At 36.2% G+C, this 19277-nt stretch carries 14 protein-coding genes and 1 other annotated feature; of the genes, 9 read left to right on the top strand and 5 right to left on the bottom strand.

What is annotated here, in order from left to right; translation table 11 throughout:
- Nucleotides 1-150: 150 nt before the first annotated feature.
- From KQI21_RS01370 to KQI21_RS01385, 4 genes are all read left to right on the top strand, one after another.
- Nucleotides 151-1269 (top strand): nicotinate phosphoribosyltransferase, encoded by a 1119-nt coding sequence (locus tag KQI21_RS01370; RefSeq protein ID WP_216482223.1) that lies wholly within the window; start codon nucleotides 151-153, stop codon nucleotides 1267-1269.
- 132 nt (nucleotides 1270-1401) lie between these two features.
- A complete protein-coding gene (murC, locus tag KQI21_RS01375; RefSeq protein ID WP_216482224.1) occupies nucleotides 1402-2703 on the top strand; it encodes a UDP-N-acetylmuramate--L-alanine ligase in 1302 nt (433 codons plus the stop codon).
- 712 nt (nucleotides 2704-3415) lie between these two features.
- Nucleotides 3416-3820 carry a DUF948 domain-containing protein gene (locus tag KQI21_RS01380; protein WP_216482225.1) on the top strand — a complete coding sequence of 135 codons (405 nt, stop codon included), beginning with the start codon at nucleotides 3416-3418 and terminating at the stop codon, nucleotides 3818-3820.
- 22 nt (nucleotides 3821-3842) lie between these two features.
- Complete coding sequence (locus KQI21_RS01385) at nucleotides 3843-4265, top strand: YtxH domain-containing protein (RefSeq protein WP_216482226.1); 423 nt, start codon at nucleotides 3843-3845, stop codon at nucleotides 4263-4265.
- A 468-nt stretch (nucleotides 4266-4733) separates the two neighbouring features.
- Here KQI21_RS01385 and pilM read toward each other — a convergent pair whose 3' ends face one another.
- The gene (gene pilM, locus KQI21_RS01390) at nucleotides 4734-6851 is read right to left on the bottom strand and encodes a pilus assembly protein PilM (protein WP_216482227.1); all 2118 of its coding nucleotides are present in this window, start codon (nucleotides 6849-6851) and stop codon (nucleotides 4734-4736) included.
- Nucleotides 6852-7337: 486 nt separating this feature from the next.
- Here pilM and KQI21_RS01395 point away from each other — a divergent pair, with 486 nt between their 5' ends.
- The 4 genes from KQI21_RS01395 to motS all read left to right on the top strand — a co-directional run bounded on the left by KQI21_RS01395 (nucleotide 7338) and on the right by motS (nucleotide 11272).
- Entirely contained in the window at nucleotides 7338-8408 is a 1071-nt protein-coding gene (locus tag KQI21_RS01395; protein ID WP_216482228.1) for a bifunctional 3-deoxy-7-phosphoheptulonate synthase/chorismate mutase, read from the top strand.
- A gap of 190 nt (nucleotides 8409-8598) precedes the next feature.
- Complete coding sequence (gene ccpA / locus KQI21_RS01400; RefSeq protein ID WP_216482229.1) at nucleotides 8599-9594, top strand: catabolite control protein A; 996 nt, start codon at nucleotides 8599-8601, stop codon at nucleotides 9592-9594.
- A 60-nt stretch (nucleotides 9595-9654) separates the two neighbouring features.
- Complete coding sequence (motP, locus tag KQI21_RS01405) at nucleotides 9655-10482, top strand: flagellar motor protein MotP (RefSeq protein WP_216482230.1); 828 nt, start codon at nucleotides 9655-9657, stop codon at nucleotides 10480-10482.
- Nucleotides 10472-11272, top strand: a complete 801-nt coding sequence (gene motS, locus KQI21_RS01410) for a flagellar motor protein MotS (protein ID WP_216482231.1) — start codon at nucleotides 10472-10474, stop codon at nucleotides 11270-11272. The genes motP and motS overlap by 11 nt, the downstream gene beginning before the upstream one ends.
- Before the next feature lie 204 nt (nucleotides 11273-11476).
- Here motS and KQI21_RS01415 read toward each other — a convergent pair whose 3' ends face one another.
- From KQI21_RS01415 to KQI21_RS01430, 4 genes are all read right to left on the bottom strand, one after another.
- Entirely contained in the window at nucleotides 11477-12646 is a 1170-nt protein-coding gene (locus KQI21_RS01415) for an acetoin utilization protein AcuC (protein WP_216482232.1), read from the bottom strand.
- The gene (locus KQI21_RS01420; RefSeq protein ID WP_216482233.1) at nucleotides 12643-13299 is read right to left on the bottom strand and encodes an acetoin utilization AcuB family protein; all 657 of its coding nucleotides are present in this window, start codon (nucleotides 13297-13299) and stop codon (nucleotides 12643-12645) included. Before KQI21_RS01420 ends, KQI21_RS01415 begins: the two co-directional genes overlap by 4 nt.
- 1 nt (nucleotide 13300) lies before the next feature.
- The gene (locus tag KQI21_RS01425; protein WP_216482234.1) at nucleotides 13301-13954 is read right to left on the bottom strand and encodes a GNAT family N-acetyltransferase; all 654 of its coding nucleotides are present in this window, start codon (nucleotides 13952-13954) and stop codon (nucleotides 13301-13303) included.
- Nucleotides 13955-14236: 282 nt separating this feature from the next.
- Nucleotides 14237-16948: a transglycosylase domain-containing protein gene (locus KQI21_RS01430; RefSeq protein WP_253291263.1), complete on the bottom strand. Its 2712-nt coding sequence runs from the start codon at nucleotides 16946-16948 to the stop codon at nucleotides 14237-14239.
- Between the two features lie 184 nt (nucleotides 16949-17132).
- Nucleotides 17133-17412 (top strand) — a binding site (T-box leader).
- 304 nt (nucleotides 17413-17716) lie between these two features.
- On the opposite strand from KQI21_RS01430, the gene tyrS reads away from it, so the two are divergent.
- Complete coding sequence (tyrS, locus tag KQI21_RS01435; protein WP_216482235.1) at nucleotides 17717-18982, top strand: tyrosine--tRNA ligase; 1266 nt, start codon at nucleotides 17717-17719, stop codon at nucleotides 18980-18982.
- Nucleotides 18983-19277 lie beyond the last annotated feature (295 nt).

Raw genomic sequence — 19277 nt, forward strand, 5'->3', positions numbered from 1 at the left:
ATTGTATTAGTAGCAGGGGAACAGGAAGGATGGAATTTCTCTATTTTAATTAAATATTTGTATGAAGGTAGAATAGTAATTCTTGTTTCCTATCAAAATTTTTTATATGATATGTTTAATGATCACATACTAAGGGAGAAAACAAACATTATGAAAGAAATTGAGCAAAAACTAAAGGGTAAGATTGATCGTTTAACGAATAGAACATTCAAATTCGATGAACGGATCAAAGAAGGCTGGTTTTCTGCTGTCTATTTTTTAAAAACGAAAGAAATAGCAGAGAAAAAGTTACCTGATAACCAGATCACCATGCAATTTTTTCAAAAGAATGATGCTGTTTTATGTGGAACAGATGAAGCAATTGCTTTACTACATACATTTGCAGATAACCCTGAAACATTGGAGATTTACTCGCTGAAGGATGGAGACAAAATTAGACCATATGAATCAGTTCTAACAGTATCTGGAGCATATCATCAGTTTGGCTATTTAGAGGGGATTATTGATGGAATCCTTTCGAGAAGAACATCTGTAGCTACGAATGTATACAATGTGGTAAAAGCTGCGCGAACTTCAGGGAAACAAAAGCCTGTTATTTTTATGGGAGATCGTGACGACCATTATACGCAACAAGCTGGTGATGGCTATGCGGCATTTATTGGCGGGTCGACTGCCCAAGCAACGCATGCAATGAATGAGTGGTGGGGAAAAGAAGGAATGGGAACGATGCCTCACGCTTTAATTCAAATGTTTCGTGGAGATGTTGTTGCTGCTTGTAAAGCATATCACGAATTGTTTCCTGAAGATGAGCTAACAGCACTTGTTGACTATAATAATGATGTTATTACTGATTCTTTGAAGGTCGCAAAAGCCTTTGGTAGTGAGTTGAAATCAGTGCGATTGGATACATCTCGCACGCTTGTCGATAAATATTTTTTAAGAAATCACCATTTAATGGGAACGTTTGATCCAAGAGGGGTAAATCCTGAACTTATTTTTGCATTAAGAAATGCATTAGATGAGGAAGGATATACACATGTAAAAATTATGGCTAGTGGCGGTTTTACAGAAGAACGTATCATTCAATTTGAAAAGCTAGGCGTACCAGTTGATATGTATGGTGTAGGTAGAAGCTTGCTTAAGCTTAATATTGGTTTTACTGGGGATAATGTTTTGTTAAATGGCACACCAGAAGCAAAAGAGGGAAGACGACATCGTCCAAATCCTCGCTTAGAACGAGTTCCGTATATTGATCAAAACAGAGATTAAGAAGGAATCTTTTTTTCCTTTGTAGATTTTATTTTAATCCGTATTTGTATTTGCTATAATAAGAAACAGCTATCAATGAGTATAGCTAAAAAGATATGTGAATCTTTTTTACGTCAATTTGGAGGTTCTTTTATGACAACTTACCATTTTATTGGTATAAAGGGAACGGGGATGAGTGCACTTGCACAAATTCTTTATGATTCAGGAGAAAAAGTGCAAGGTTCTGATATAGTAAAACGTTTTTTTACACAGGCTGCACTAGAAGAGAAAAATATTCCGATCTACCCTTTTTCAGAAAACAACATTAAGAAAGATTATACTGTTATAGCTGGAAATGCTTTTTCCGATGACCATATTGAAATCAAGGAAGCAAAAAGACTTGGTGTAACATTTTACAGATATCATGAATTTCTGGGAGAATGGTTAAAGCAGTACACGAGTATTGCAGTTACCGGAGCTCATGGGAAAACATCTACTACAGGTTTACTCAGCCATGTTTTAAGCAGTTCATTTCCAATTTCGTATTTAATAGGCGACGGTACAGGACAAGGGCATGTAGACAGCGAATATTTTGTGTTTGAAGCATGTGAATATCGTCGGCATTTTTTACAATATGAGCCAGATTACGCAATTATGACAAATATTGATTTTGATCATCCGGATTATTTTACAAGTATTGATGATGTGTTTGCAGCGTTCCAGTCGATGGCAGAACAAGTTAAAAAAGGAATTATAGCTTGTGGAGATGATGAACAATTACAACAGATTCAAGCTAAGGTTCCAGTCGTATACTATGGGTTTGCGAATACAAATGACTTTCAAGCGCAAAACATTAAAGAAACGAAGAATGGAACTACTTTTGATGTGTTTGTCCGTAATACGTATTATGAAACTTTTACGATTCCCATGTATGGAAACCACAATGTATTAAATGCTTTAGCGGTCATCGCTATTTGTCATTATGAAGGAATTGGTGCTGAACATATGAAGCATCTAGCTACTTTTACTGGAGTTAAGCGGAGATTTTCAGAAAAACAAATGAACAACCAAATACTTATCGATGATTATGCACATCATCCACGTGAAATAAATGCTACGATTGAATCAGCAAGAAAGAAATACCCAAATAAACCAATTGTAGCAATTTTTCAGCCGCATACATTTACAAGAACAAAAGCTTTCCTGCAGGAGTTTGCAGATAGCTTATCTCAAGCTGATCGTGTTTTTCTTTGTGATATTTTCGGTTCTGCAAGAGAAGAAACAGGTCAGCTTACCATTGATGATTTACAACAGTTAATTAATCAGAGCTCTATTTTAAAGCTGTCTCATACGGAAGAACTGAAGGAATTTACGGATAGTGTACTTATTTTTATGGGTGCTGGAGATATTCAGAAATTTCAACAGGCTTACGAAGAAACAGTTGCAATCAAATAGTAGCCTATAATTAATAGAGAGTCTGACGATAGGAAAGCAGGCTCTTTCATTTTATTGACAAAATACATATATTGTATTTGCACCACATTTTGGTTAGTAGTGGAAACTGTGATTTTCTTATTTCAATATGGCTTAAAGTTTTAGTTTTTAGTATAAGTAAGTGAATAAATATCATACTGCAAAATAACATTTAAGTACCAGGTGTTGACTCTAATTAATTTTGAGCGGACAGGCAGTGTTGTATATGTGTTAAGATACTATTCAGGTTAGCGCTGGAGTTGATTTGGTCTTCATAAGATTTAATGCTAGGATAAACTTAAACTGCGACAACCATCTGTTCAATAGGTTTAACGATAAATGAGTTCTCTTTTAGAAGTTATTTTTTCTTGTACTATAGAAAAGTATAAAACTTTATGGTTTATAGTATAAGAAAAACTATAGCTTTCGCCATAAAGACTTGGCGATAAGCCAAGTTTTTCTAATAGATAATAAAGGAATTTTGTAAATTTTGTCGAACTGTTATGTAAAGACTACTCCAACTATTTGTTCATTTATTTTGTTAGAGATGAGTAGTTTTAAAAGCCTGATTTATGGGTATGTATTAAAAACTGCTATATGACGAAAACTCAGAAAAAGTATCTAATAAAGTCTATTTTTTTATAAATTGCACAGGATAAGCTAAACAGCAGTTTTACGAAGGAGTTGTAAACAAATGGAAATACTTGGATATATCTCAGCAATTATAGCAGCAATCGCTTTTGTTGTTCTGGTGGTGTATATCGTTATTACATTAAAAGCTGCTAGGGAGACGTTACATAACGTAGCGGAAACATTATCCAGTTTAGATCAACAAATGCAGGGGATAACGGAAGAAACAAACCAATTGTTAAATAAAACAAATCAGCTTGCAGATGATATGAATCAAAAATCAAGTAAATTAAATGGTTTATTTGATGGTGCTAAAGGTATTGGTGAGACACTTCATAGCTTTAATCAATCCTTAAAGCAATTAACAAATAGTGTGGCACGAGCTGCAGATAAAGATCCCGAAAAAACATCTCAGACGATTAAATGGGGAACTGCATTAATGGAGTTGTGGAAGAAAATAAGCAAATGAATAATGATTAGGAGGAAACCATATGTCAGATAATCAATTCAATACGAAAGACTTTATTATCGGAACATTTATCGGGGCTACCGTTGGTGCTTTAGCTGCATTATTATTTGCTCCAAAGACAGGTAAAGAACTGCGTGAGGACATTAATAGTGGAGCCCAGCAAGCTAAACTTCGAGCGTATGAATGGAAAGATGCCGTACAGGAGAAGGGTTATAGTTGGAAAGATAAAGCATATACAACTGGCTCTGAACTTAAGAAAAAGGCTATGGACTCTACTTCCCAGATCACGAAGGCAGCATCAGAAAAAACAAAGGAACTGACGAAGAATGTTCAATCAAAGTTGCAAGATAAGCGCAAAAAAGAAGATGAAGCTTTAAAAGCTGCAGAGGAAGTTGCTGAAGCAATGGAAGAAGCAGCCGAAGAAATGGAAAAAAAGGGTAAATAATTTTTCTGAAATGATATCTGGACTGTCAAATGATTTATTTTTAGCCACATATTTCTACTTGTTCAAAATATCTATAGAAGCAATGATCCTTAACCATGAAAATGGGTACGAGATCATTGCTTTTCTTTTCATTAACTTTTTCCAACCAACTCCTTGTTATGACTTTCTGTACCTCAGTTTTTCACATGCATTTCTCTATCCGAGACCACTTCCCCTTCACAGGACATACAACTGGCGGCGCTTAACAGGACAAGGATCAGCAACGATATATCAAGGATTCTAAAAATGTGTTTCTTTTTGGAAGGACTTAGTGTGGTTTGATCACAATACATGCGATTTTTCAAGGACATCTTAACAGACCTCGGTTCTTTTCCCTCTTTATTTGAAAACACATTACTGGCAGTAGAAGAGTATAAGAATTTACCCAGACATGCTATCTAGACATTACCAGCTTGTTACGAGTGATGGTTACCAGACGATTTCCAACTCATCGCCGGTTTGAATCGGATCATGAAAGTTTGCCGGCTGTTTATTCTTAAGGACATCAAATTTCCCGCTTTTTTTAGAAAGCTCTAAATCAACATATTTAAACACATCTTGAAATATAAAATCCTTCTTTTGAATAGGGTGTAATTCAATTCTGTCATTTGAATATAATCGGGTATTTTCATCCACTATAGTCTCATTTCGTTTGATAATGTATAATGGATTTCTTAACTCAACTTGCTTTCCATTGAAAAACACGGTGATTGTTTGAAAGTATTCCTTGTTTTCTTGCTTGAAATAATCTATTACTTTAGGCTGATTTGCATGCTTAATTTGGATATGGTCACCAGTAAATAACTGTTGACTTAATTCTGCTGTTTGACCATTTACATATACTTGAGTTTCGCTGCTTTTTAGTTGTACGCTTTTTCCGTTAATATAAATAGTAAACGGCTTGAGTTCGCTTAGTTTCTCCGTTGAGAGCAGCTTTACTATTTCTTCTAGACGACTTGGTTGATACCATTGAATAACATCTTTATCTTTAACGATATAATCGTTTGACATTGGTTGTTGATTAACCATATATACTGGATGTACTTTATGTATATTGTCATTTAGATAGATCTTTAATGGAGATATTTCACCAAGCAATTCGTGAATACTTACATTTGCGGCTTGTCCATCTTCTCCCTTTGTGACCTCTAATTGATCTCCATTTTTTATATGGTCATTTACAGAAGCGGTGCTTCCATTTAAAGTAATTTTTGGTGGTTCACCAAATTCCCCGGGAATGGTAATTTGTTTTCCGTTTATAGTTACAATGGATGCCAATCCAGGCTTTCCATACCACTTTTGAATATTTATTCCAGCTTGAATGAGACAGTCACCTACAGTTAGGGTACGCATTTCAAATAGTCGTACTGTTTGTTCATTCACTTTTACACTAACATAGTGAACGGGCTTTTGTTTAGCTGCGATAGCGATTCCGATTGGTGTTACAAAATCAGGGCGACTAAGTAACTTTTCACTAGGATTTAGTTGCTTAATAGCCTCGATGCCACGAATAGCAACACGATTTTCCGGAAGCTGTAGCTTTCTTGCTATTGCCGTTGTGATGGTTGGGGTTAGGCTTCCACCGCCTACAAGCATAACTGCTTTAGGTGGATTCGCATTTAATGTTAAGATTTCTTCAGCTATTTGGGAAGCGAGATTATCAACAGCTGACGCAATGTCCTTTGCTAATGTTTCATAACTTATCGTTGTTTCAAATCCTAGAATATCAGTTACGTTGGCTTCTCTTGCATCAACAATTGCACGTTTAGCTGCTTCTGCCATAGGAAAGTCCAACAAGTAAGTATCGCTAATTGCTTCCGTAATTTCATCTCCAGCAATAGGAACCATTCCATAGGCTACTACTGTTCCATAATTGGTTATAGCAATATCACTAGTACCTGCACCAATATCAACTAAGGCAACATTTAATCTCCGCATAGATTCGGGAATAAGGACATGAATAGCAGCAATTGGTTCTAACGTTAAGGCTTCCATTTCTAGATTTGCTCTGGCTAAGGCGGCTAATAATGATTCAATAACGACTCGAGGTAAAAATGTAGCAATAATATCGACACTTGCTACATCTCCTTGCTGATCAATCAATGATCCGATTTTTTGCTGGTCGATATAATAATGCAGGATAGAGTAGCCAACACAATAGTAATTCGCTTTATTGTGAATTCCACTGACCTTTTCCAGTGCAGCTTGAACAGCACTTAGCTCTAAATGTTTCATCGCTTCTTCATTAGAAATAGGGGCATCTTTTAATTCAATCGATGCTGATGCTTCCATCGTAATTAATGCTCTTCCCGCAGCAGCGACACAAACCTTTTCTAACGGACCATAAGAAGCTTCAAGCTGTGATTTTACTTGCGCGATTGTTTCAGCTACAGCAACTACATTATGAATTTGTCCATCACGCATAGAACGGTCTTGATGTTCCAGCATACAATAATCAATGACCTCATAGTAATTATCAAGCTGTTTTAAAATAATACCTGTCACAGAACGCGTTCCAATATCTAAGGCAAATATGACGTCTTTCATATGCAAAATATCCTTTCATAGAAAATGATAGATAAATATATGTTATAGAAACGAAACATGGAACAATCGATTACACATTATATTATAAAACAATTGTCTATGAAATATTAACTCTATTAAGTTTATTATTCGTCAACCCAAAAAATAGCCTTTGACCTTCTTCTACTAAAAAAGAGACACCTCGCGAGTGTAGTTTCGCTTTATCCCGTCTCTATGCTGCCGTAAATTTTTCCGTAACAATGCTTTGTGTAATGTAAATACGAGTATACCAAACTGCCCTAGTGGTTCAGCTAGCATTGGCATGGAGAAAAGCACTTCCTTGTGTATATAGTTTCACTTTTGGGCAATTAGTTTAACAGTATTATAGCTTTAGGTTATGAATACGCATTATTATACATGAAATTGACATTTTTATCGACAAAGAAAAAATAATTAGCTATAATATTCACTAATTATTAAAAATCCTAGGCGTAGGGGGAATAGAAGATGAATAAGCTTGACCAAGTCAGGGATCGTTTGGATGAAGTTAACATACAGATCCTGGAATTAATTAATGAACGAGCTAAGTTAGTGCAGCAAATCGGGGACATCAAAACGAAGCAAAGTATGAAGCGATTTGACCCTGTGCGTGAGAGAGATATGCTCGATAAAATAACTTCAAGTAATGATGGTCCATTTGAAAATGCGACTATTGAACATATCTTTAAAGAAATTTTTAAAGCTAGCTTAGAATTACAAGAGGATGATCATCGTAAAGCACTACTCGTATCCAGAAAGAAAAAACCAGAAAATACGGTGATTCATATAAATGATGCCGTAGTTGGGGATGGGAATGTTCAGTTTGTAATGGGGCCTTGTGCGGTTGAAAGTTACGAGCAAGTAGCTGCAGTTGCAAAAGCGGTCAAGGAAAATGGAGTGAAATTACTACGTGGAGGTGCTTTTAAACCAAGAACATCACCGTATGATTTCCAAGGATTAGGTGTTGAGGGATTAGAAATATTAAAAAAAGCTGCAAAAGAACATGATTTAGCAGTGGTCAGTGAAATAGTAAATCCAGCTCATATTGAGTTAGCACTCGACTATGTAGATGTTATTCAAATCGGTGCACGAAACATGCAAAACTTTGAATTATTAAAAGCCGCTGGTGAGGTTGATAAACCTGTACTTTTGAAACGTGGATTGTCGGCAACGATTTCTGAATTTATCAATGCAGCAGAATATATTATTTCTAGAGGTAATCCAAATATTATATTGTGTGAACGAGGTATCAGAACATATGAACGGGCAACCAGAAATACGCTTGATATTTCCGCAGTTCCGATTTTAAAACAAGAAACCCATTTACCTGTAATGGTTGATGTAACTCATTCTACAGGAAGAAGAGATTTACTTTTACCAACTGCAAAGGCGGCAATTGCAATTGGAGCTGATGGAGTCATGGCAGAAGTGCATCCGGATCCTGCAGTTGCATTATCTGATTCAGCTCAGCAAATGGATATCCCAACCTTCCATCAGTTCATGGAACAGATGAAGGATATGACCGAGCGCATGAAATAAGCAGGTATTATAAATCTACAGAGAGAGAATTTTTACTACACAACCGTAATTACCGAAACATTCAGAATAGAAAAGCTAAGGCTCAATTATAAGTCTTGGCCTTTTTTGCTTTGAAAATTTTTTCATTGTAGAGTATTATATAGAAAATGGAGAACGATATCTATAACTACAATTTTTAGGAGGAAAATGTATGAATGTTACAATATATGATGTAGCAAGAGAGGCAAACGTGTCAATGGCTACGGTTTCCCGGGTAGTGAATGGGAATCCAAATGTGAAACCAACAACAAGAAAAAAGGTGTTAGCAACCATTGAAAGATTAGGCTATCGACCTAATGCTGTGGCTAGAGGGCTAGCCAGTAAGAAGACAACGACTGTCGGAGCAGTCATTCCAGATATCTCAAGTATCTTTTTTGCTGAGTTAGCAAGAGGTATAGAGGATATTGCGACGATGTATAAATACAATATGATCTTAAGTAATTCTGATCAAAATGAGGATAAAGAGATTCAATTGATTAACACAATGCTGGAAAAGCAAGTTGATGGTATTATTTTCATGGGCGGAAATATTACGGAACAGCATATTAAGCAATTTAAAAGCTCTTCTGTACCGGTTGTATTGGCAGCAACGTATGATGATAATCATGAAATGCCCTCAGTAAACATCGATTATGAACAAGCAGCATATGAGGCTACAAATTATTTAATTGAACAAGGAAATAAAGTTATCGCATTTGTTTCTGGGTTAGAAGAAACACATATTAATCAATTGAAATATAAAGGTTATGCTCGCGCATTAAGCGAAGCATCACTTACCGTTGATGAGTCACTGATTGTAAAAGGAGATTATTCGTATAATTCCGGAATTGAAGCAGTAAACCAATTAATAGACGAGAACAAAAAACCATCTGCTATTTTTGTTGCTTCTGATGAAATGGCATTAGGCGTTATTCATGGTTTACAGGACAAAGGCTATCGCATTCCTGATGATATAGAAGTATTTGGTTTTGATAATACACGCTTAGCAACAATGGTACGTCCAACATTAACGACAATTGTACAACCAATGTATGATATTGGTGCAGTTGCTATGCGATTGTTAACAAAGTATATGAATAAAGAAGAAGTTCAAGATAAAAAGGTTGTATTACCACATCGAATTGAAAAAAGAAACTCAACAAAATAAATTAGTTTGCCGATATAAAAGATAGAGATAAATTATTTCTATTCTTGAGGAGAGAGAGCCATGAGAAAACGCGATATATTAACTCCTTTCGGCATTACCATGGGTTTTATAATGATTATGCTTGCTATTCTAACAAATAGCAGCGCTTCGGACGCAGCAAATTTATTCTTGGATTTGTCATCGATTTTTATTGTTATTGGTGGCTTAATCGCTTCGATGCTAATAAACTTTAAATTTGAACAGATTAAGCTTACAAGAAAAGTACTAAGTGAAGCTTTTCATAAAAACGATCAGCAGCTACCGCAATTAATTGAGTTGTTTGTCCATTTGTCAGAACGTGCTAGACGTGAGGGGATACTCGCTTTAGAAAATGAATTGGAAGAAGTGGAAGATCCATTCATCAAAAAAGGTATTCTGCTTGCAGTAGATGGTATAGAACCTGAGGTTATCAAGGATATTCTGGAAGCAGAAATAATTGCGGTAGAGGATAGACATTATCGAGGTCGACAGTTGATTGAAAAAGCAGGCGAATATGCACCTTCTTGGGGAATGATAGGGACACTGGTAGGGCTTGTACTTATGCTCAATAACTTACAAGATCCAGCCAACCTAGGCCCAAGTATGGCAGTAGCCTTACTTACGACACTTTATGGTACGGTTCTTTCTAATCTAGTGTTTATTCCAATGGCGAGTAAATTAGAAAGTAAAACCGAAGAAGAGGTGTTTATTAAACAAGTTATTATTGAAGGTGTCATTGGAGTACAATCAGGACAAAACCCAAGAATATTAGAAGAAAAATTGAGTGCTTTCCTTTCTAATGAGGTAAAAGCAAAGCAAACCGTTGAACAACATGCTGAGTTTGTGGAGGAGAGCTTCCATGAGGCGTAGAGAAATTAGAAGATCTGAGAAAAAAGGTGCTCCTAAATGGATGGTCACCTACTCAGATATGGTTACACTTATTTTGGTTTTCTTCGTGTTGTTATTCTCTATGTCTCAAATCGATTTGGTAAAGTTTGAAGCTATTTCTGAATCATTTCGTAATCGGATGATTTTTGACTTCTATCCATCAGCCATACAAATGGATAATCCTACTGAGCATTCAAGCGATGAAGAAAGCGGGAAACTATCCAATGAATTTGAAACGCCAACACAGCTTGATGATAACACAGCTCGAGACGAGAAAGCTGATGGTGAAGTTTCTTCACTCGATCAATTGCTGCATGAAGTCGAAGCATATTTGGATGAAAATGAGTTGAATAATGTGATCACAGCAACTCGTACCGACCAAGGGGTAGAGCTTGTTTTACAGGATAGTATTTTATTTAATTCTGGAGATGCAACTATTTTAGAATCAGCTAAACCGTTCTTAAATAAAATAAGCTCTTTGTTACATAATATTCCTAATCCTGTTCACGTCGAAGGTCATACAGACAGTAGACCAATTTCCAACTATAGATATCCTTCTAATTGGGAGTTATCAGGAGCAAGAGCTGGTAGTGTAATCCGTTACTTATTAGAAAAGAATGACTTTGATAAATCACGGTTTTCTTCAGTCGGTTACGCCGATACACAGCCGGTAGCTCCTAATACTACTCCAGCCAATTGGAGTAAAAATCGCAGAGTGGAAATTATAATTTTGGAAGATAGTAAAGCAAATAATAAGAAAGACAGGGAGTAATAATAAAAGGATACTAATTGATAACGATGGTATCCTTTTTCGCGTCTTTTAAAACTTTGATATGTGACAGTAATCTGTTTTTGTTTGTAACGATAGAATTCATTATGTAGAAGTGGATACCGTTTCCTAGATAGCAAAAAATGCACCTTTAGATCTTTGAGTGTTTTTCAAAGATCTAGGTGCAACTGTAGTATAAGTTTGCTATTATTTATCAGCTGGAGTATTCAATGTCGTATATTTAAGCAACTGACGTAAGGAGATATCGTTTTTTTCGGATATTTCTTCTTTTCTTGGTATATAAGGTACAATGCTTGGATCATCTTCCCAATGAGTCGGTAAAGCAACAGGGCTTTTCTCCTTCCACTTGCTTATCCATTTTTCGGGTAATGGTCCACTTGCAGGTAGTCCCAGATGCATTACATTCCATACTTGTGCCCAAGCTCTCGGGGCAACTCTCCACATATCATAGCCGCCTCCGCCAAGTGCAATCCATTTTCCATTACAATATTGATGTGCCAATTGATGAGTTAACTGGGGAATTGTTTCATAGATAGTCATTGTACAGCATAAATGTGATAATGGATCATAGCAATGAGCATCTGCACCATTTTGGGAAACAATAATATCTGGTTTAAAAAATGCTGCAATTTCTTTTAATGCAGTGGTGAAAACACAAAGAAAAGATTCATCTTCTGTAAATGCGTCAACTGGGAGGTTAAATGAATATCCGTGCCCCTTTTTAATTCCCCGTTCATTAACATTGCCTGTTCCCGGAAATAAATATCTCCCTGTTTCATGGATCGAGAAAGTACAAACGTTAGGATCATCATAAAAAGCCCATTGAACGCCATCACCATGATGGGCATCAGTATCTACATATAAGACACGCAGGTTATATTTTTCCCGTATGTACCGTATCGCTATTGCCCCATCATTATAAATACAAAAACCCGAGGCTTTGCGTTTAAATCCATGATGAAGACCACCGCCAAGATTGGATACATGCTTAGCACGTCCACTTAAGACTTCATCCACAGCAGTTAACGTTCCTCCGACAAGGAAGGCTGATGCATGATGCATATCTGGAAATATGGGAGTATCCTCTGTTCCCAAGCCAAATTCAACAGCTTCTTGCTCTGGTAAAGACTGCTTACTAGCCCGCTTTACAGCTTCAACATAGGCGTGATCATGGAAAAGTTTAATTTCTTCATCGGTCGCTTTTCGCGGAGGTACAATATCGCTATCATTGAGCAGGCCGGCATATTGTAATAGCTCTGTTGTTAATAACACTCGTTTTTGATCAAAAGGGTGGTCTTTATGAAAGTGATAATGAAGCAAATCTTCAGAAAATATATATTTAGCTGTACATGTCATTGATTCAACCCCACCGTATTATTAGGGTAAAGGAGTGCATAACCGGCCTCTCGAAGATCTTGAATAACTGGAAGTGGATTCATTGTTTGAATACGGATGACCAATACCTTATAATCGGCGTCGCCTTTATACGGATAGACGAGTACAGAAACAATATTTGTTCTCCTTTTACCAAATATTGCTGTTACTGCTGGTAGAATTCCTGGACGATCTGGTACTTTAATTTCAATATGTGAGCTTTGGACATGAGTTCCTGTTAATTGAATCATCGTATACAGCATATCCTTTTCTGTAACGATACCCACTAACCTGTTTTTTTCTCTTACCACAGGTAAGCAGGCAATCTCTTTATCGTAAAAGATCCTGGCTATTTCCTCGACAAAATCTAAAGGATGAATCGTTACTACAGGGTGGCTCATAATTGTCTGAATTTCGTGTTCTAACTCAGCCGGATTAGAATCATCTGTTTCAAATATAGATGGACTAGCATCACGAACATCTCGATCCGAGACAATTCCTATTACTTGATGATGCTCATTTATAATAGGAATATGACGGATCTTATGCTTATTTAACAAGAACAATGCCTGTTTAATCGTTGCAGTAGGAGGTAGAGTAATTACCTCTGTTTTCATAATTTCTTCGACAAGCATATTAAAACCCCTCCTGCAAATTGCTATATTTATGTCGACCTAAGAAACGCAATGTATCAAAACGTTTTATCGACTCTTTTGAAACATTTTTACCAATTCGTACCATTAGGCAATTAGCCGGATGTGAAATAATTTCCGGATCATCCGTAGGTGCTGGAACTAAGCCACCAACAGCCATCATCTTTTCCATTACTTTTCGATACTCCCAAATGCTTAACTTTGTTCCATTTAAATCCCAATGCCAATAATATTCCGTTGAAATAATAATGTAGTTTTCCATAAATTCATCCATCATGGATACTTCTAATAAGCTAGAAGCAATATGTTCCCCGCGATATTCCGGTACAACTTCAATGGCTCCAAGTTCAATTAATTCTTCCATTTCGAATTCCGACCAGCGTTCCAACAAATCAGGATGTAAATATGTAACATACCCTATGATGGTGTCACTAGTCCTAGCTGCAATAATACGTCCTTCAGGGAATGTAGAGATATTAATAATAGCTTCGAATTGTTTTGGAGCTGGACGAAATGCTGTTAAATCTTTGTGAAAGTTATACTTTTTTAATTCCTCAGCCGCTAAAGGACCTTCAATAATAATAGTTCCTTTCTTTGTTTCTTTTTTAATTGAATGATACTTCTTTTCATGTTTCATCGGCCCACCACCTGTCATGTAATACGCTTACATTTAATTATACAACAACAAGGTCAGAATTTTTAGTAAGATCTGTGAAGTATTTCCAACAAATATTTCTAATTATCTTAATATCATTTAAACAGTTTAGATGTGGTTTGTTTTATACTATAGGAAAGCATAAAATTTTAGGGTTTATAGTATAAGAAAAACTACAGCTTTCGCTAAAGACTTGGCGACAAGCTAAGTTTTTCTAATTAAAAATATATAAGCTTGCGAATCCAATCGCAAGCTTATAGAAAATTAATTATTATTATTGGTTACATTATTTTCTTTATTTGCTTCTTCATTTGTATTGGAGTTTTTCTCGGTCTCTTTATTAGATTTTTCTTTAGATTGGTCTGTCTGGTTTTGCTCCTCTTGTTGTTTTTGTTCTTCTTGTTTTGACTCCTGTTGTTTTGGTTTTTCTTGTTCATTCGTTTGCTGTTTCTTTTTTTGAACATCTTTTTTAACAGGTTGATGCTGTTTATTCGGCGGATTCGTTATTTGCTTTTTTCTTTTGCTATGTTCAACCTTATTCTTGTTATCATAAGAAGCATTTGTTTTTCGACCAATTCTTTCCCATTTCTCTCTTTCTGTGCGCGGAAACAAAATGCTTAGATCACTTAATTTATCATAGCCTTTGCGCTTTAAAAATTCTGGATTAAAGGCAAACCCATAACTTGTTGAGATCAAGCTATCATCAACTTTGGTCGGCACATACTTGCTGTTAAATAGATCTGTTTTAACTAACCCTGCTTTTTCACAAAGTTTAGATGGAAGTAAGCCTGATATTGCACAATAGCTGCGTTGTACAATTCCTTCTGGGCGTTTAAATGGAGCAGATGGCGCTAATAATTTAGGGTCAACATCTGTTGCCCGATTGATTAACTCAGCCCATAATTTGATATTTCTTTGGCTATATGTTAAGGGCATATTTGCCTTGTTTAATGGGTAAGGAGTGTTATAACCTATCCACGTTCCAAACGTCACATTTGGGTTGGTTGCTATGAACCAAGCGTCATGATAATCTTCCGATGTACCGGTTTTACCAGCCCAATCGACACCACGGTACTTTAATTGGGAATTAGCATAAACAGCCGTTCCATTTGTAAGAACATCACGCATCATATCAACAGTTAAATAAGTCGTTTGTGGTGAAAACACGGTTACCGGCTTTGTTTTATGCTCGTAAATAACTTTACCATCTTTCGTGGTGATTTTTTCAATCAAATAGGCGTCAGCAAATTTTCCATTGTTACCAAATGTAGCAAAAGCATTGACATTCTCTTCAATGGTAGCGTTCATTGTCCCAATAGATAAGGAAGGATTTATATAATCATTTTCCGTTAATGTCGTAAATCCCATTTTTTCTAAATATTTTTTCGCTGGATTTAAATGGATGATTTTTGAATAGATTTCAGCAGCTGGAATATTATAGGAATACGCTAGCGCTGTTCTTGCCGAAACTAATCCATAGTTTCCTCCACCATAGTTGCTTGGTTTACCGGGTTGCCAACCAGGTAACGATTTTGGATAGTCTGCAAGCACACTTCCAGGCTGAATAATTCCTTCTTCCATTGCTGGAGCATAATCCAATAAAGGTTTAATGGTACTTCCATTCGAACGTGCTACTTGATTTGAAGCATAGTTAATCGAATTTTCTTCGGAATAGCCACGCCCGCCAACAAAACTGATAATTCTTCCAGTGCTATTTTCAATTAGCACACTTCCTGATTGTACTTTTTCTGTTACTTCTTTTGTTTCTCCGGTTTCCGGGTCCTTTTTTAAAAATGTTCGATCTGGACCATAGTATGGAAATTCTTTTGCTACTTTCTGCATCGCGTCATATATATCTTTATTAATTGTAGTGTGAATATGATACCCATTTATTCGCAAATCACGGTCAGCTTTTTCACGGTATTCTTTTTCTAAGTCGTCATTTTTCTGTAAATCCTTCATCGTATAGCCGTCTTTTTTTGCAAGCTGTTTCATAAGTATTTCAGACGCCCTTGCTTCAACTTCAAAGGTTAAATAAGGGTATTTTTCGATAGGAGATGCTGAACCTTTAGTAAAATCTTTTGTAATATCGTAGTTAATTGCTTCATCATATTCCTTTTTAGTTATATCGTTTGATTCATACATTCGTTTTAAAACGAATTTCATCCGCTTGATTCCTAATTGCAAATACTCTTTACTCTTTAAACTACCATCATTTTTAAACGGTGTATAGACGGATGGGCTCTGCGGCAACCCTGCTAAGTAAGCAGCTTGAGGAAGACTAAGTTCGTTTGCCGAAATACCAAATATTCCTTGGGACGCTGTCTCTACACCAGCAATATTATTTCCAGAGGCGTCTCTGCCATAGGGAACAATATTTAAATAAGCTTCTAATATTTCATCTTTTTCAAAAAAGCGTTCTAAACGCAACGCAAGTAGAATTTCCTTTGCTTTTCGTTCAAAAGATACTTCATCGGTTAAAATTTGGTTTTTAATAAGCTGTTGGGTTAATGTGCTCCCCCCTGTTTTTGTCTCTGTATTAAGCACTTCCTGTAAAATGGCCCGTAAAATTGCTTTAGGCACTACTCCATTATGCTCTTTGAAATATTCATCTTCCGTTGCAATTACCGCGTCAATTAAAGATGGTGAGATTTTATCCAGCTTTGTTTCTTCACGGTAAAGATCTGATTGTAAATTTCCGATATATGTGCCTCCAGCAAAATACAGTTTGGATGTTTCCTCGTAGTTGTAAATATCTTGCTTCATAGCGGCAAAAGATCGTACTGGTTCGTCCTTTACAAGAGAAGCAAAGTAACCAGTTCCGATACCAACTACAAAAAAACAGGCAATTAAACCTACAATTAGAAAAAATAAAATAATATTCCAAATAACGCTATAGGATATTCGTGAAACACGTTGGATTTTACCTGCTTTCCATAACTCTTGCCATTTTACAAGGAAAGATTGAAAGGACATATCTTCCACTTGCATACGGGGTTTCCATTTATTTATATACGTACGGAGTCTTTCTTTCCAATTCATATCTACCCTCCTAAATTCTTTCTTATTATAGCATAATCCATAATCGGTTCGAAATAAATTATTGTTTCATTATTGCTTTTACCAAAAAGATATGGTATAGATATATACTAATAGGACATTTACTGCTAAGAAGGAACGAAGTAGTTTTACAAATCCCTGTTTCAGAGAACTAGCGGGTGGTGCAAGCTATGTCATATTTGTAAAACGAATTACATTCTGGAGCATTTTCTGTTATCAAAGAAGTTATATTAAATGGAAGATGGCTATGGCGCTGTCTTTTGTATTAACCCCAACACTTCTTGGATAAAGAAACGGTGGAAACACCGTTATCAATACCGAGTGGCAATTCATATTGCAACAAGGGTGGTACCGCGTGTAAAAGTAAGCTCGTCCCTTTTTGAGGGGAGGAGTTTTTTTGTACTATAGGAAATTATAAAACTTTATGGTTTATAGTATAAGAAAAACTATAGCTTTCGCCATAAAGACTTGGCGACAAGCCAAGTTTTTCTAATTATGTATCAAGAGTACAATTTTTTGCGCAGAGGTTTATTTGAAGCATAATTGTTTTTTAAGTGTAACTAGCAGCTTGACTTCGCCAGAGGGTTGTGCCGCAAAGTTTTCTAATTTACAGACGTAGTTTTTTGATAGAGTTCTTAAAATGATAATTGAGTTAAAAAATTGTATATAACGGAGGCAGTAAAAATGGATATTTTACAGGACTTAGAAACGAGAGGTTTAATTAATCAAGTCACTGATCGTGAGGGCTTAGAAAAGCATCTTGCTGAAAATGAAGTAACATTATATTGTGGATTCGATCCGACAGCAGATAGCTTGCATATTGGGCATTTAGTACCAATTATTATGCTGAAACGCTTCCAAAAGGCTGGTCATAAACCGATTGCTCTTATTGGTGGAGGAACAGGTATGATAGGTGATCCAAGTGGAAGAAATACAGAACGCTCTTTAAATGAAAGCGAAGTTGTAAAAGGTTATAGTGAAAAGATTAAACAACAGATTGCCCGTATCCTTGAGTTTGACAAGGGAGAAAATCCAGTTGTTGCAAGAAATAACCATGATTGGTTGGCTAGTATGACGGTTATTGATTTTCTAAGAGAAGCTGGTAAACATTTCAGTATTAATTATATGCTGGCAAAGGAGTCAGTATCAGCACGGATTGAACAAGGTATTACCTACACAGAATTTAGTTACATGATTTTACAATCACTTGATTACATGAAGTTATATGAAGAAGAGGGCTGCACATTACAAATTGGTGGAAGTGACCAATGGGGTAATATTACTGCTGGCATGGAATTAATTCGTCGTACTCGAAAAGAAGGCGAGGAAATAAATGTATTTGGTTTAACTGTTCCTTTAATTACGAAAGCAGATGGAACCAAGTTCGGAAAAACTGCGGGAGGAGCAATTTGGCTTGATCCGGAAAAAACATCACCGTATGAATTCTATCAATTTTGGTTAAATACAGATGACCGAGATGTTATAAAGTTTCTCCGTTACTTTACGTTTATTTCAGAAAAAGAAATAGCTAAATTAGAAGATGAAATAAAAACACGTCCAGAAAAACGTGTTGCCCATCGTCGATTAGCAGAAGAGATGACACGAATAGTTCATAACGAAGAAGCTTTAAAACAAGCACAAAAAATATCAGCTTCTTTATTCAGCGGGGATATTAAAGAGCTATCTGCCAGTGATATTAAGCAAGGCTTTAAAGATGTTCCTACCTTTAAGGCTGAAACAAAAGATATCGGTTTAGTTGATTTACTGGTTCAGGCAAACATTTCTCCATCGAAAAGACAAGCGCGGGAAGATATTACAAATGGTGCGATCTACATTAATGGTGAGCGTCAACAGGATACACAATATACACTGCAAGCAGAGGATAGAATTGAGGAAACCTTTACAGTAATACGAAGAGGAAAGAAAAAGTATTTTCTAATCACGTTTTAAAACAGTGAAAAAGTGTAGGGGAGCTGGAATGCTTCCCTGTGCTTTTTATAGTTTAGGAAATTATATTCTGTATTCTGTTTTACATAGGGGATATTTTTAGCATCTTCTAGATTCAGCGCTCCCAATCCTACATCCGTACAAACTTCGATCATATACTTACGGTTCGAACCTAAAGGAAGGCCGACTAAAAGCGGGCTTGTCGCTTAGGTGTCGGCAGGGGCATGTTTTCTTTATCCAGCATGAAGGGGTACTTCAAAAGTTAAAGTTATGGAGGATAGAAGTAAATGGGAGCTAA

It is taken from the genome of Virgibacillus proomii, from assembly GCF_018916875.1.
GTDB classification, from domain to species: Bacteria; Bacillota; Bacilli; order Bacillales; family Amphibacillaceae; genus Virgibacillus; species Virgibacillus proomii_B.